The sequence below is a fragment of the Bradyrhizobium sp. CCBAU 45394 genome, from assembly GCF_028128655.1.
Lineage (GTDB): Bacteria > Pseudomonadota > Alphaproteobacteria > Rhizobiales > Xanthobacteraceae > Bradyrhizobium > Bradyrhizobium diazoefficiens.
This window is the reverse complement of sequence record NZ_LBIX01000004.1, coordinates 380,578-393,778: the sequence shown is the minus strand read 5'-3', so window position 1 is coordinate 393,778 and position 13,201 is coordinate 380,578. Positions and strand designations below refer to the sequence as shown.

Below are 13,201 nucleotides of genomic sequence, written 5' to 3'. Positions count from 1 at the left end.
GCATCCTCCGATGAGAATGCTAGCGGGCCAAGCGACGAAGACACGCGCGGGCTTGGTGAGTGAAGACGCGCTACATCCCCGACAGCTTCGTCACGTACACGTTGAGCGAGCCGCCGGCTTCCGCGACCACGCGCAGCGTCTTGGAATCGAAGGCGATGTCGGCGAGCGTCAGGCTGTCGATCTTCGCGTCGACCTTGAGGCCGTCCTCGCTCTTCTGGTAGTCGGCGATCGCGGCCGCGATCTTCTCGCGGGCGTTGGCGGCGATCGGCTTCAGATCGAGCGTCGCCTTCTGCACCAGCGCCTGCTGCATTTGCGGCACCACCGCGCGCGCCGCCGCGCCGAGCAGCCCGAAGGCCGCCTCGGATTCCACCGCGAGCTGGATGTCGGCGAGCCGCAGCGTCTGCTGCGCCTGGTCGAGCATCGGCCGGCCCCAGATATGCACGGTCGCCTCGGCGCCGAGGCCGAGCCAGCTCTTCTTTTCTTTGGCGCGCACCAGAAGCGAGATCAGCAACCGGTCGCCGGACGGAACCACGTTGACGCTCTTCACGGTGACGTCGACCGGGCCCGAGCCGTCCTCGGGATAGGTGTGGCCGACCATCTGCGCAGCAATGAGCTTGTTGATCTCGGTGAAGGGCACGTCGATCGGCACGCCGATGCTCACGCCGGTGCCGGTCGGCGGCACGATCGAGATCTTGTCGGGGAACGGGCAGTCCGGCTTGGACGGCGCCGAGGTCACGCGCGTCTCCAGCTCGAGGCCAAGCAGCAGCGTCACGTTCTGGGCGTCGACGCGCGGCTGCGCGGCGATGGCGCGGGTCGGCTTCATCTCGAGCCAGAGCGGCGGCAGCGCGGCCGACGAGCCCGAGCCTTGCAGCGGGATCGTACGGCAGGCCCTGGCCCATTGCAGCTTGGCATTCTCCCGCAGCGACGGATCGTTGCGGATGCGCTCGGAGACGATGTTGATCTGCTCGCCGACGTTCTTGTCGATCAGCGGCTTGACCTGCGCCGGCACGTTGACCTTGGCGCCGGAGACGTTGAGGTTGGTGTCGCCGAGATTGACCTGCGCCCCGAGATTGGGCTCGAGATGCCAGTTGGCCGCGAGCTTCGGACGCGAGGTGACGACCACGTTGCCCTTGATCTCGGCGCTGGCGTTCAAGTTCTTGATGTTGACCGCGCCGATCCGTTTCGCCGCGTCACCGCCGAGCACGCTGCCGAGCGCGTCGCCGAGTGCGCCCGTGGCTTTGGCGGACAGCGAGCCCGTCACGTTCAGCTTGCCGCTGAGCGGCGTCGAGATGGTCAGCACGTCCTTGTCGCCGGCAGCCGCCATCGGTCCGCGCACGGCCGACCAGCCGATGTCGGCGTTCTCCAGGATCTGCGAGATCGGATTGTCGGCCTTGCCGGCGAAATTGCGCGGCGCGGCCTTCTCGGCCTGCTCGCGGATCGCCGAGATCGCGATGGCGACCGGCGCGACGACGATCGAGCTCTTCGAGGCCGGCGGCAGCGGCGGCAGCTGTGCGACCGGGGGCGCGGAATTGGTCGCGCGCGGCGACAGCCAGTCCATCGCCTTCAGGCTGATGAAGAACGACGCCGCGAGCACCGCCACGGCAATCAGGATAGTCTTGAAATTCAACGCCAGACGCATCTCACCCCCAGGCCGCCCGCGAGGGATTCTACAGGGCGGGAGAGGAGGGCGCTAGAGCGCATCGATGGGGTGGAATTGGGGCGAATGTGTTAACGGCCGCGTGCGCGCCGTTGCCGCACATTCAGGCCGTCATCGCGGGGCTAGCCGCGCCGCGGACGGCGGACCGCTCTCACATTGCCGCGATCTCCGCCACCGCAGTAGAAACGGTCACCGCCATCGGACTCCAGGCCCGAGACCATCGTGCCCGCCGGCAGGTCGAGCTGCTCCAGCACCTTGCCGCTCTCCGGGTCGATCCGCCTGATGTCACTGTCATCGCCCTCCCAAGTGCCGTGCCAGAGCTCGCCGTCGACCCACGTCACCCCGGTCACGAAGCGCTTGCTCTCGATGGTGCGGAGCACCGCCCCGGTCTCCGGATCGATTTGATGGATCTTGCGCTCCCGATATTGGCCGACCCACAGCGAACCCTCCGCCCAGGCGAGTCCGGAATCGCCACCGCCGCCGGGCGCCGGGATGGTGTTCACCACCTTGCCGGTCGCGGCGTCGATCTTCTGGATGCGGTCCTCGGCGATCTGGAACAGGTGCCGGCCGTCGAACGCCGTCCCGGCGTGCGCGGCGACATCGATCGAGCGTGTAAGCTTGCCGCTGGCCGGATCGACCGCGTTCAGCTTGTCGCCGGATGCGAACCAGACATGCGTGCCGTCATAGGTCACGCCGTGCACGGCCTCGACGCCCGGAAAGGGCCCGTACTCCCTGACGATCTCGGCGGCTGAACGTTTCATGTGCTTGATCCCTGTGAACTGATCCACCTTACGTCTTCAGCAGCGGTCCCGGGAGTAACAAGCCTGTCGGGAAGCCCGGGACGGGCGGGGTCATCCAGCGGCGCGCCCGTCCGTGTCCGAACGACTGCACCTTGTTCGATCGCGCGAGCTCCTCGAGCGCGCGCTGCACGGTGCGCGCGCTCGTTCGGAGCGCCAGCGCGAGCGCCGAGCTCGACCACGGCTCGCCATCGGAGAGGAAGGCGAGGACGGCGGCGTGCTTCTCCTCGACGGGCCGGGCCAGCACGAGGACGTCGCGCGTCTTGCGCGGCGCCAGCACAAAACCCTGCTTTGTCGCGCTGATTTCGGCCAGCGGCTTGAGCTGGGTGCGGAGCCGCCCGATCTCGACGCGCAATCGCGCGCGATGCGATTCATCGGCGTGCTTCGCCCGGAACGCACCTGATATCAGCACCTCTCGCGAGACATCCGCGGGCCAGGCTTGCGCCAGAAGGCGGGCCAGCGCGAACAGCACCGGGCGCGTTCCGAGCGACACGGCAACGCCTTGCCTGCGCACGACATGATGGAAGGTGTCCACGACGAGCGCCGTCGAGGTCGCCAGTCTTTCGACCTCCCCGAGCAACAGCGGGTGTTCGCTGCCGCGCGCGATCAGGCGCGCGGCCGGCGTGTCGAGGATGCGGTTCGCGCTGTCGACCTCGGCAGAGAGAGCCGGGATCCCTGCCAGCCGCGCTGCTTCTGCCGCGCGGCTGAGTGCCGTGCGCGCGGTTTCCGTCCTAAGCCGTCGGATCGCGATGCCCGCGATCACCAGCTCGCGCGCGACCTGGGACGCAGGCGGGAGCGATGCGCTGCCGACCTCGGCCAGCGTGCGCTCGGCCTCGTCGATGCGCCCGAGGAGGAGGAGACGGCGCGCCTCGATGTGGCCGGCATGGGCGGCATTGGCGAGATCGCCGTGCTTTTCGAGCGTCGCCCGCGCGGCCGCGAGCGTCTTCGCAGGCCAGCTCAGGTCGCGCGAGACGAGCGCGATCTCGGCTTCCGCCACGACGCATCTTGCGCGTGCGACCGCCTCTCTCGGACCGAAGGCACGCGCGGCGCTCCGCAGCAGCGTCTTCGCCTTGGCGAGATCGCCGAGCTGCGCCATCGCGATGCCGCGCAGCGCCAGCGACGGGGCATCGTTGCGCAAGGCGACACGGTTCAGCGCGCCGAGCGGATCGCCGGCTTCGAGCGCGCGGGCGGCGGCCGTGATCAGCGACTCCATTTCAATCCCGCCACACTTGTTACTCCCACCACGCAACCGCTTGGTGCCAGAAATCGTTGACGGCCGACAATGTGCGGTGAGGGGCGAGCGGTTCCACGTCTGTCATAGCGCGACGCGGAATGAGCGCCCAGGAGAGAGGTTTGGAGAGCCATGATGACATCAGCAGAAAAAGCAGGAAGTAACGGACAGGCCGCCATGCAAACACCGCCGGTGGTGTCGCCGCAGGACTGGGAGGCAGCCCGTCAGCAACTGCTCGTGAAGGAAAAGGCGCATACCCGCGCCCGCGACGCGCTGGCCGCCGAGCGCCGGCGCATGCCCTGGATGGTCGTCGACAAAACCTATGCGTTCGAGGGGCCCGGCGGCAAGGTCAGTTTGCTCGACCTGTTCCAGGGCCGGCGGCAGCTGATCGTCTACCGGGCCTTCTTCGAGCCGGGCGTGTTCGGCTGGCCGGATCATGCCTGCCGCGGCTGCTCGATGGTCGCCGACCAGGTCGCCCATGTCGCGCACCTGAACGCCCGCGACACCACGCTGGTCTTCGCCTCGCGCGCGCCGCAGGCCGATATCGCCAGGCTGAAGAAGCGGATGGGCTGGACCATGCCGTGGGTCACCATCACCGACAGCTTCGATGCCGATTTCGGCGTGGACGAGTGGCACGGCACCAACGTGTTCTACCGCGACGGGACGCGCATCTTCCGCACCTATTTCGTCAAGAGCCGCGGCGACGAGCAGATGGGCGGCACCTGGAACTATCTCGACATCACGCCGCTCGGCCGGCAGGAGGTCTGGGAGGATTCACCCAAGGGCTATCCGCAGACGCCGACCTACAAATGGTGGAACTGGCACGACAGCTATGTCGAGGGCGCTGCGCCCGACAAGCGATGGGTCGAGGTCACGGACGCCGGCGAGAAGGCGTTTCGCGAGGAGGCCGCGGAGGGTCGTGACTAGTCCCGTCAGCGCAACTGCGCCCGCCAGCTGCGATGGCGTGACTGCCGCGCGCCGCCTCGCCAGATGGCTGGCCTTGGCGGCGACGCCGACCTTCGCGGTCATGGCCATGCTGACCGCCGCGCTCGGCGGCGGCCCGGCGGACATGCTGTGCGGTGCCGGGCAGGGCTCTCTGCTCGGCGGCATGGTGCCGATGTATCTCTTGATGAGCGCGTTTCATTCGGCGGCGTGGCTGAGGCTGATCGCGGAGCGGCGAGGGGCGGGCGGCGGGTGAGAGGCGGGTGAGAGGCTATCCCGTGCACGCCTCGGCCTTCGAGACGCCGCTGACGCGGCTCCTCAGGATGAGGATCAACTGGCATCCGTGCTTCAGCAAAGTGTCGCCGCACACTCAGCCCTCATCCTGAAGGCCCGCCGCAGGCGGGCGTCTCGAAGGATGATGTGATCCGCGCTTCGCCAATTCATGCAGCTCGGCAAAATCGCCGCGCATGAAGGCTTCCTTCTTGGCGCGGCTCCATTTCTTGAGTTTGCGTTCGCATTCGATCGCGTCCGTGACCCTGTCGAACCATTGCGAGAATACGAGCGTCACTGGCCTGCGTGACTTTGTATAGCCCGCGAACGCGCCGGTGTTGTGCTGCGCGATCCTGATTTCGAGTTCGGTTCGTGTTGTACCGATGTAGTAGCTGCCATCGGTGCATCTGAGAATGTAGAGCCACACGCCTTCAGTCATCGTGCGCGCCTCGTCCTTCGAGACGACCGCTTCGCGGTCTCCTCAGGATGAGGCTAACTGGCATCTGCGGCTTGGTGCAAGAGATGAGTCGTGGTTGTTCGAGCTAACGGACGCCTCGGGAATGATTTGAAGCCACACACTCAGTCCTCATCCCGAGGGCCCGCCGAAGGTGGGCGTCTCGAAGGATGCGCTGCGATTTCCGATGCGGGCCTCAACACGTGGCACCGGCGCCGCTATTGTGCGCCCGACGCCGCCTGCAGATACGCAACCACCTTGGCTGCTTCGTCCGCGGAGACGCCGCCATAGGGCTGCATCTTGTTGCCGGAGACAACTTCATCCGGCTTGACCATGAAGCGGGTGAGCTTGTCCTGGTCCCAGACGAAGCCGGCTTCCTTCATCGACGGAGAGTAGTTGTAGTCGGGCAGCGAGCCTGCCTTCCGTCCAACAATCTTGCTGAGATTGGGGCCCAGACGATTGTCGCCCTCCTTCACCGAGTGGCAGGTGCGGCAGGAATTGTTGAACGCCTGCTGAGCTGCCTCGTCGTTCGCCGGTTGCTGGGCGCGCGAAGAGGGCGCGGACAGGAGCAGCGTCAATGCCCCGGCGCGGGCGATCGGGCGCAGCCATCTGCTTGGCGATGTTTGCAGGCGGGATTGCATCTGCGCCTCCATCGGGGATCGCGCTGCAACAGGCGCGCATCGGGATGTCGAGGGCCAACGAAAACGGCCCCGGTGGGTTCCGGGGCCGTTTGCGTCACAATGTCCTGTCGCTTTAGCGGGTCGCGGCGCCGAGCTCCGCGCGGCGCTCGGTCATCGGCAGCACGATCACCTTGGTGCCGACGTTGACTCGGGAGTAGAGGTCGGTGACGTCGTCGTTGGTCAGGCGGATGCAGCCTGAGGAGACGTGCTTGCCGATCGTGTCCGGCGCGTTGGTGCCGTGGATGCGGTAGATGGTGCCGCCGAGATACATGGCGCGGGCGCCGAGCGGGTTGCCGGGGCCGCCGGCCATGTGGCGCGGCAGATAGGGCTGGCGGGCGATCATCTCCGGCGGCGGGGTCCAATCCGGCCACTCGGCCTTCTTGGTCACCGACTGGATGCCGGACCAGGTGAAGCCGTCGCGGCCGACGCCGATGCCGTAGCGAACGGCCTGGCCGTTGCCCAGCACGTAGTAGAGATAGGTGTTGGGCGTATCGATGATGATGGTGCCCGGCGCTTCGCGTGTCGCGTAGGAGACGGTCTGGCGGCGGAAGCGGGCCGGCATCTCGACCGCGTCCTGATCCTCGGAGGGCGCGCTCTGATAGGTCGGCGCCTGGTAGGGCTGATAGGGCTGCATCGGCTGCGGCGCGGCCATCGGGGGCAGCGGCTGGAAGAAGGGGAAGAGCTGCACCGGCGCGGCCTTGGCCGGGCCTGCGAATGCGATTGCGGAGATCGCCACTGCGCTGAAAGCAACGGCGCGCGAGTACGTCTTGAACGTGTCCAGATTGAACATGTGATCGCCCCTGTTTGCGCGGGTGTTCGTGGTCACCCCGGCACCGTTGCGGTGCTCTGTTGCCTGGATCACTAACGGAAAGAAGTTTCGGGACGTTTGCGCGGAAAATCGAAAACGGTTTCATCGCGGCAAGGATTGTTTCATGACAGTTTCGTGGCCGCGTGGGTCCGTTAACGAACAAAACACCGGGCCGACACTTCTGTGACGTCACACGCCTGAAATATCCGTGGTTGATGGTCCAAAGCCGAGAATCATCAAACTCTCGGGATTTCCCCATGCGGGTATTAATCGCGACTGACGCCTGGCATCCGCAGGTTAACGGGGTGGTCCGGACGCTCACCTCGCTGGCGGGCGCCGCCAAGGCCCTCGACGTCGAGATCGACTTCCTCACGCCGGAAGGCTTTCCGTCGTGGCCGCTGCCGACCTATCCGGGCCTGCGTATTGCGCTGCCGAGCGCTAAGGAGATCGCGCGGCGGATCGAGAAGGCCGCACCGGAAGCGCTGCACATCGCGACCGAAGGGCCGATCGGCTGGGCCGCGCGGGCCTATTGCCGCCGCAACCGGCTCGCCTTCACCACCTCCTACACCACGCGCTTTCCGGAATATGTCTCGGTGCGGACCGGCATCCCCGCGAGCGTTGGCTATGCCGTGCTGCGCCACTTCCACGATGCCGCCGCCATGACCATGGTGGCGACGCCCTCGCTGCGGCAGGAGCTGTCCGAGCGCGGCTTCAAGCGGCTCGGCTTCTGGACGCGCGGCGTCAACACCGAGCTGTTCCACCCGGACGCTCCGGCCAAGCTCGATCTGCCGCGCCCGATCTTCATGACCATGGGCCGGGTGGCGGTGGAGAAGAATCTCGAAGCGTTCCTCGCGCTCGATCTGCCCGGCACCAAGGTCGTCGTCGGCGACGGCCCGCAGAAGGCGGCGCTCGAAAAGAAATATCCGGACGCGGTCTTCCTCGGTGAGAAGAAGGGCGCGGATCTCACGGCGCACCTCGCGGCTGCCGACGTCTTCGTGTTTCCGAGCCTGACCGACACGTTCGGCGTGGTGCAGTTGGAGGCGCTCGCCTGCGGCACGCCAGTTGCGGCGTTCCCGGTGACGGGCCCGAAGGACGTCATCGCCGATCATCCGATCGGTGCGATCGACCACGATCTGCGCACCGCGTGCCTGCGCGCGCTCACCATGTCGCGCGAGACCTGCCGCAACTTCGCGCTGGAGCGCTCCTGGGAGAACAGCGCGCGCCAGTTCGTCGGAAACCTCACCTCACTTCAGCCCAGCCGCGCCTTGCGCGCCTCGCCGGTGATGGCGCGGCGGCCGGTGCGCGGTTGATCCACCCTTTGAACCCCAGCGAGAACCTCACCGATGGCTAAGATCATGAACCTTGACGGCACCCAGCAGCTCGACCTCACCCGCGGCACGGTCGAGCAGGCCTACGACCGCTGGGCGCCCGTCTACGATCTCGTGTTCGGCGGCGTGTTCGCCAAGGGCCGGCAGGCCGCGATCGCAGCCACCAACAAGATCGGCGGCCGCGTGCTCGAGGTCGGCGTCGGCACCGGCATCTCGCTGCCGCTCTACGCCCCGAACCTGCGCATCTTCGGCACCGACATTTCGGAAGCGATGCTCGACAAGGCGCGCCAGCGCGTCGCCGAAGGCAAGCTGAAGAACGTCGAAGGCCTCGCGGTGATGGATGCCGAGAAGCTCGAATTCCCCGACAATTCCTTCGACGTCGTAATGGCGCAATATGTCGTCACCGCCGTGCCGAACCCGGAGAAGGCGCTGGACGAATTCGCCCGCGTGCTGCGTCCGGGCGGCGAGCTGATCATCCTGACCCGCGTCAGCGCCGATGCCGGCATGCGCCGTTTCATCGAGCAGAAGCTGCAGCCGGTGGTGCGTCCGCTCGGCTTCCGCACCGCCGAGTTCGCCTGGTCGCGCTATGCCAAGTGGCTGGCCGGCGCCCCCGGCATCGAGCTCGCCGAGCGCCGGCTGATTCCGCCGCTCGGCCATTTCTCGCTGGTGCGCTTCCGCAAGGTCGACGTCGCCAAGGCTGCGTGATCTGCGACTTCGCGTTCGCGTGCGTCATCGCGCCGCTGCACATCGTCACATGACAAAATGATGATGTCACACGGCGTACATCGAATCCCTGTAATCCCGTACCCGAAAGCATTTTGGGGGAGAGCATGATCAAGAATTATCTCGAGCAGCTGCGGACCCAGCGCTGGGACGACCATCGCTACTATCACCACAGCCGCATCAATCAGAGCCTGCACTTCATCAGCGCGCTGAGCTTCCTCTTCGCCTATGTCTGGCTGTTCGTCGATCCCGCGATCTCCGCGCTGGTCGGCTGGCTGGTGTCGATGACCTCGCGCCAGGCCGGTCACTTCTTCTTCGAGCCGCACACTTACGACCACATCAACCAGGCGACGCACGAGTACAAGGAAGAGATCAAGGTCGGCTACAACCTGCAGCGCAAGGTGGTGCTGATGGCGATCTGGGCGGCCTCGCCGCTGGTGCTGCTTGCCGATCCGACGCTGCTCGGCCTGTTCACGCCCTGGGCGAACGCGACCGACTTCATGCGGCAGGTCGCCAAGATCTGGCTCGTGGTCGGCGGCGGTGGTCTTCTGTTCCGTACCGTGCACCTGTTCTTCATCCGCGACGTCGAGACCGGCCTCGTCTGGATGACCAAGATCCTGACCGATCCCTTCCACGATCTGATGCTCTATCGCAGCGCGCCGCTCGCCCTGATGCGCGGCGAGCTGATGGACCCGGGCCTGCACCTCAACCCCGAGCACACGCTGGGCCTGATCTCCGAGCCCACGCTCGAAGAGCAGCACGCCTAAGCGCGCTGCGTAAACACAACACTCCGATGTCTGATGGTTGCGTCATGCCCGGGCTCGTCCCGGGCATCCACGTCTCGGGGGCCTTTTCGCCTCTCCCCGCGCGCGGGGAGAGGCCGACGCGCGTAGCGCGGCGGGTGAGGGGGGCTCTCCGCGGGGGCGTGGCTAGCCGATCGCTCGCCAACTCTCACCGCGCTCGCGGTGAGTCCCCCTCACCCCAACCCTCTCCCCGCAAGCGGGGAGAGGGGGAGGATAGGGCGGTGTTCGGGGCGCAGCGAAAAGCCTCAGCGCCCAAAACGCTTGGCCAGCATCTCTTTCAAAATCTGCCGCTTGATGTTCTTGTTGGTGAGCACGCCGTCGTGCCACCAGAAGCCGTCGGCCTTCATCTTCTCGGCGGCGCGGACGAAGCGTTCGGCCACTTCCGTGAAGTCGGCGTCGGTGTAGTTGAGGCTGAAGATCAGCCGTCCGGTGCCGACCCAGCTCAGCGCCAGGCCCTCGGCGCGCAAATAGTATTGCAGCATCCAGTTGTAGCGGGACGGCGTGGTGTATTTCACCGTCCAGATCGACGAGAAGTTTGCGAACCGCACCGGCAGGCCGGCGCTCTCCATCATCTGGTTGAGCTTTTCCGCGCGGCCGTTCCAGGTCGCGTCCAGCCCGTCGTAGATGGCGCGGAAGTTCGGGCTGGCGAGCCGGCTCAAAAACTCGTCCATCGCCGTCATGACGTAGGGATGCGAGTTGAAGGTGCCGCGCGCGAAGCAGATGTCGGCGGGACGATCGTCGCGGAAGCGGCGCATCAGCTCGCGTTTGCCGCAGACGACGCCGACCGGCAGGCCGCCGGCGAGGCTCTTGCCGTAGGTCACCATGTCGGCGCGCACGCCAAAGTATTCCTGGGCGCCGCCCGCGGCGAGGCGGAAGCCGACGAAGACCTCGTCGAAGATCAGCACGATGCCGCGCTCGGTGCAGACTTCGCGCAACTTCTTCAGCCATTCCGTGTAGGCCGCGCGATCGAAATTGCCGCCGCGGGAGCTGTCGACCAGCGAGGAATCGCCGGGCGCATTGGCGTTCGGATGCAGGCCCTGGAGCGGATTGACCAGCACGCAGGCGATGTCCTTGCGCGTGCGCAGGACATGCAGCGTCTTCTCCGACATCTCGGCGAGGGTATAGGTCTCGTGCGCGGGAAGCGGATTGCCGACGCCGGGCTGCACGTCGCCCCACCAGCCGTGATAGGCCCCCGCAAAGCGAACGAGATGCGTGCGCCTGGTGTGGTAGCGCGCGAGCCGCACCGCCTGCATCACGGCCTCGGTGCCGGACATGTGGAACGAGACCTCGTCGAGGCCGGAGATCTGGCACAGCCGGGTCACGTTCTCGAGGATAACGGGGTGATAGGGGCCGAGCACCGGTCCCAGCGCGTGCGCCCGCTTCTCGGAGCCCTCGATGCACTCCTTGTAGAAGTCGTTGCCGAAGATGTTGACGCCGTAGGACCCCGTGAGATCGTAGGAGGTGTTGCCGTCGACATCGGTGACGGTGACGCCGCGCGAAGACTCCATGAAGGTCGAGGTGCCCAGATGCTCGCGGACGAGGCGCGAGAACTGGAACGGCACGCGGTAGCTCTCGGTGAAGTTCAGGTCGGAGATCTTTTCCGCGGCTTCCTTCGTCATCGCGCGCCCCTTCGGGTAGCGCTCGGCGTAGAGGCTTGCGAGGCGGAAGAAGCCGTCCTTGCGCTGGGCCGCGATGTTCGCGGGCGCGCCGTCGCAAGAGAAGTAGTCGTTCTCTCCGAACTCGTAGAACGGGAGCAGCCGGGCCACCCGGCGCGACATCTTGGAGTGCCCGGCGAGCGAGCGGTGCTTGGCGTCGGAGAGTTCGATCCGCGCCTTGAGCTTCGGGAAGGCGGCGGCAGCGGACGCTGCGGCGGCTACGGACATCGAGAGAATCGGGAGTGTCGTTTCCATGACAACAAGCGCTAATACTGCGAGCTGACAGATTCATGACAGTCAAAGCCCTCATCGCCTCTTTCACCCAGCAGGAAGACCTCAACTTCCTGTTGACCAACCGCATCCCCCGCGCCGCGTTGACCCGCTTCATGGGCTGGTTCTCCAAGATCGAGAATCCGTTGGTGCGGGATTTCTCGATCGCGCTGTGGAAGCTGTTCTCCGACCTCGACCTGTCGGAGGCGCGGAAAACGCATTTCAAGAGCCTGCACGACTGCTTCACCCGGGAGCTGAAGCCGGGCCTGCGTCCGTTTGATCCCGACCCATCCATTGTCGCCAGCCCCTCCGACGGCATCGTCGGCGCGCATGGCCGGATCGCGGATACCGAGCTGTTCCAGGTCAAGGGCGCGCCCTATTCGCTGCTCGATCTGCTGGGCGATTCCGCCCTGGTCGACCAGCACCGCAACGGATCCTTCGTCACGCTGCGGCTGACCTCGAGCATGTATCATCGCTTCCATGCGCCCTATGACGCGCATATCGAGCGGGTCACGCTGATCCATGGCGACGTCTGGAACGTCAACCCGATCGCGCTGAAGCGGGTCGAGCGCCTGTTCTGCAAGAACGAGCGCGCGGTGATCCGCACGCATCTGTCCACCGGCGAGGCGGTGACGCTGGTGCCGGTCGCAGCGATTCTGGTCGCGAGCATCCGCCTGCACTTCCTCGACATGGTGCTGAACGCGCAGACGAAGGGCCCGGTCAACTTCCCCTGCGAAGTCAACGTGAGCAAGGGCGAGGAGCTCGGCTGGTTCGAGCACGGCTCGACCATCATCATCCTCGCGCCCGGCGATTTTGCGTTTTGCGACGGCATCGCCGAGGGCACTCGCATTCGCGCCGGTCAAGCGCTGCTCAGGAGAAAGTAGCCTTCAATCCGCCGTCCCCGCCGCCTATATGGTCGGCGGGGACGAATAGATCGATACGGATTGGGTGATGGCGCGGGCGCCGGCGATGGCGGCGGGGGGTATTGTGCTGCGGCGTGGCGCGCCGCCGCTGATCGCGGTCGTGCGCCAGCGCAAGCGCAACGAATGGGTCTTGCCGAAGGGCAAGCTCGACGACGGCGAGACGCCGAAACAGGCCGCGCACCGCGAGGTGCTGGAAGAGACCGGCCACGAGGTCGCCATCCACGAATTCCTGGGCACGCTCGTCTATCAGTCGGGCGGCCGCTCCAAGGTCGTGCATTTCTGGCGCATGGAGGCCGAGGGCGGTCCGGTCCGCAAGCTGATGAACGACATCAAGGCGGTCGACTGGCTGACGCTGGACGATGCGATCGTGCGCCTGTCGCGCGAATACGAGCGCGCCTTCCTGATCCAGATCGGCCCGATCGCGATCGCCGCCGCCGGCCTTGCATCTTCGGCCGCACCCGAGCCGCGGCCGGCGAGCGACGACGTCGACGCAGCCTTGCGGACGCTGACGCCCGCCGAGGCCGCGTCGGTCGACGAGCTGCGCCACGGCCTGTTGCAAAAGGTGAAGGCCTGGCTGCGCGGCGAGGCGTGAGTTGTCGTTTCTTACCTCTCCCCGCCCTTCAGCGGGGAGAGGTCGGATCGCGCAAGCGATCCGGGTGA

The 13,201-nt window shown here is 66.3% G+C and carries 14 protein-coding genes; 7 read left to right on the top strand and 7 right to left on the bottom strand.

What is annotated here, in order from left to right; genetic code table 11:
• Positions 1 to 70: 70 nt before the first annotated feature.
• The 3 genes from WN73_RS02600 to WN73_RS02590 form a co-directional block, all read right to left on the bottom strand.
• The gene (locus tag WN73_RS02600) at positions 71 to 1,639 is read right to left on the bottom strand and encodes a DUF4403 family protein (RefSeq protein WP_028176281.1); all 1,569 of its coding nucleotides are present in this window, start codon (positions 1,637 to 1,639) and stop codon (positions 71 to 73) included.
• A gap of 140 nt (positions 1,640 to 1,779) precedes the next feature.
• Positions 1,780 to 2,418, bottom strand: a complete 639-nt coding sequence (locus tag WN73_RS02595; protein ID WP_038966417.1) for a Vgb family protein — start codon at positions 2,416 to 2,418, stop codon at positions 1,780 to 1,782.
• A gap of 28 nt (positions 2,419 to 2,446) precedes the next feature.
• Complete coding sequence (locus tag WN73_RS02590) at positions 2,447 to 3,667, bottom strand: helix-turn-helix domain-containing protein (protein ID WP_271551355.1); 1,221 nt, start codon at positions 3,665 to 3,667, stop codon at positions 2,447 to 2,449.
• Positions 3,668 to 3,817: 150 nt separating this feature from the next.
• Here WN73_RS02590 and WN73_RS02585 point away from each other — a divergent pair, with 150 nt between their 5' ends.
• Both WN73_RS02585 and WN73_RS02580 read left to right on the top strand, forming a co-directional pair.
• Positions 3,818 to 4,612 carry a DUF899 domain-containing protein gene (locus WN73_RS02585; protein WP_271551354.1) on the top strand — a complete coding sequence of 265 codons (795 nt, stop codon included), beginning with the start codon at positions 3,818 to 3,820 and terminating at the stop codon, positions 4,610 to 4,612.
• Positions 4,605 to 4,883, top strand: coding sequence for a hypothetical protein (locus tag WN73_RS02580; protein WP_271551353.1), 279 nt, complete (start codon positions 4,605 to 4,607; stop codon positions 4,881 to 4,883). Before WN73_RS02585 ends, WN73_RS02580 begins: the two co-directional genes overlap by 8 nt.
• 114 nt (positions 4,884 to 4,997) lie before the next feature.
• On the opposite strand, the gene WN73_RS02575 is transcribed toward WN73_RS02580, so the two are convergent.
• The 3 genes from WN73_RS02575 to WN73_RS02565 form a co-directional block, all read right to left on the bottom strand.
• Positions 4,998 to 5,336 (bottom strand): GIY-YIG nuclease family protein, encoded by a 339-nt coding sequence (locus WN73_RS02575; protein ID WP_011089378.1) that lies wholly within the window; start codon positions 5,334 to 5,336, stop codon positions 4,998 to 5,000.
• A gap of 233 nt (positions 5,337 to 5,569) precedes the next feature.
• Positions 5,570 to 5,992 carry a c-type cytochrome gene (locus WN73_RS02570; protein WP_246740539.1) on the bottom strand — a complete coding sequence of 141 codons (423 nt, stop codon included), beginning with the start codon at positions 5,990 to 5,992 and terminating at the stop codon, positions 5,570 to 5,572.
• A gap of 112 nt (positions 5,993 to 6,104) precedes the next feature.
• The gene (locus WN73_RS02565; protein WP_271551352.1) at positions 6,105 to 6,821 is read right to left on the bottom strand and encodes a L,D-transpeptidase; all 717 of its coding nucleotides are present in this window, start codon (positions 6,819 to 6,821) and stop codon (positions 6,105 to 6,107) included.
• A 275-nt stretch (positions 6,822 to 7,096) separates the two neighbouring features.
• Between WN73_RS02565 and WN73_RS02560 the strand changes: the two genes are divergently transcribed.
• The 3 genes from WN73_RS02560 to WN73_RS02550 all read left to right on the top strand — a co-directional run bounded on the left by WN73_RS02560 (position 7,097) and on the right by WN73_RS02550 (position 9,657).
• Positions 7,097 to 8,149, top strand: a complete 1,053-nt coding sequence (locus WN73_RS02560) for a glycosyltransferase family 4 protein (RefSeq protein WP_271551351.1) — start codon at positions 7,097 to 7,099, stop codon at positions 8,147 to 8,149.
• 33 nt (positions 8,150 to 8,182) lie between these two features.
• Positions 8,183 to 8,872 carry a class I SAM-dependent methyltransferase gene (locus WN73_RS02555; protein ID WP_011089374.1) on the top strand — a complete coding sequence of 230 codons (690 nt, stop codon included), beginning with the start codon at positions 8,183 to 8,185 and terminating at the stop codon, positions 8,870 to 8,872.
• A 125-nt stretch (positions 8,873 to 8,997) separates the two neighbouring features.
• Positions 8,998 to 9,657 (top strand): hypothetical protein, encoded by a 660-nt coding sequence (locus WN73_RS02550; RefSeq protein WP_271551350.1) that lies wholly within the window; start codon positions 8,998 to 9,000, stop codon positions 9,655 to 9,657.
• A 281-nt stretch (positions 9,658 to 9,938) separates the two neighbouring features.
• Here the strand turns inward: WN73_RS02550 and WN73_RS02545 are convergent, their stop codons facing one another.
• The gene (locus tag WN73_RS02545; RefSeq protein WP_271551349.1) at positions 9,939 to 11,603 is read right to left on the bottom strand and encodes an aminotransferase class III-fold pyridoxal phosphate-dependent enzyme; all 1,665 of its coding nucleotides are present in this window, start codon (positions 11,601 to 11,603) and stop codon (positions 9,939 to 9,941) included.
• A 35-nt stretch (positions 11,604 to 11,638) separates the two neighbouring features.
• Between WN73_RS02545 and asd the strand changes: the two genes are divergently transcribed.
• Both asd and WN73_RS02535 read left to right on the top strand, forming a co-directional pair.
• The gene (asd, locus tag WN73_RS02540; protein ID WP_271551348.1) at positions 11,639 to 12,502 is read left to right on the top strand and encodes an archaetidylserine decarboxylase; all 864 of its coding nucleotides are present in this window, start codon (positions 11,639 to 11,641) and stop codon (positions 12,500 to 12,502) included.
• Between the two features lie 67 nt (positions 12,503 to 12,569).
• Positions 12,570 to 13,133 carry an NUDIX hydrolase gene (locus WN73_RS02535; RefSeq protein WP_271551347.1) on the top strand — a complete coding sequence of 188 codons (564 nt, stop codon included), beginning with the start codon at positions 12,570 to 12,572 and terminating at the stop codon, positions 13,131 to 13,133.
• The last annotated feature ends 68 nt before the right edge of the window (positions 13,134 to 13,201 follow it).

Bases quoted from the DNA above. Each gene is read 5' to 3' on its own strand.
- WN73_RS02600 (WP_028176281.1), bottom strand. From the start codon at position 1,639: ATGCGTCTGGCGTTGAATTTCAAGACTATCCTGATTGCCGTGGCGGTG.
- WN73_RS02595 (WP_038966417.1), bottom strand. From the start codon at position 2,418: ATGAAACGTTCAGCCGCCGAGATCGTCAGGGAGTACGGGCCCTTTCCG.
- WN73_RS02590 (WP_271551355.1), bottom strand. From the start codon at position 3,667: ATGGAGTCGCTGATCACGGCCGCCGCCCGCGCGCTCGAAGCCGGCGAT.
- WN73_RS02585 (WP_271551354.1), top strand. From the start codon at position 3,818: ATGATGACATCAGCAGAAAAAGCAGGAAGTAACGGACAGGCCGCCATG.
- WN73_RS02575 (WP_011089378.1), bottom strand. From the start codon at position 5,336: ATGACTGAAGGCGTGTGGCTCTACATTCTCAGATGCACCGATGGCAGC.
- WN73_RS02570 (WP_246740539.1), bottom strand. From the start codon at position 5,992: ATGCAATCCCGCCTGCAAACATCGCCAAGCAGATGGCTGCGCCCGATC.
- WN73_RS02565 (WP_271551352.1), bottom strand. From the start codon at position 6,821: ATGTTCAATCTGGACACGTTCAAGACGTACTCGCGCGCCGTTGCTTTC.
- WN73_RS02560 (WP_271551351.1), top strand. From the start codon at position 7,097: ATGCGGGTATTAATCGCGACTGACGCCTGGCATCCGCAGGTTAACGGG.
- WN73_RS02555 (WP_011089374.1), top strand. From the start codon at position 8,183: ATGGCTAAGATCATGAACCTTGACGGCACCCAGCAGCTCGACCTCACC.
- WN73_RS02550 (WP_271551350.1), top strand. From the start codon at position 8,998: ATGATCAAGAATTATCTCGAGCAGCTGCGGACCCAGCGCTGGGACGAC.
- WN73_RS02545 (WP_271551349.1), bottom strand. From the start codon at position 11,603: ATGGAAACGACACTCCCGATTCTCTCGATGTCCGTAGCCGCCGCAGCG.
- asd (WP_271551348.1), top strand. From the start codon at position 11,639: ATGACAGTCAAAGCCCTCATCGCCTCTTTCACCCAGCAGGAAGACCTC.
- WN73_RS02535 (WP_271551347.1), top strand. From the start codon at position 12,570: ATGGCGCGGGCGCCGGCGATGGCGGCGGGGGGTATTGTGCTGCGGCGT.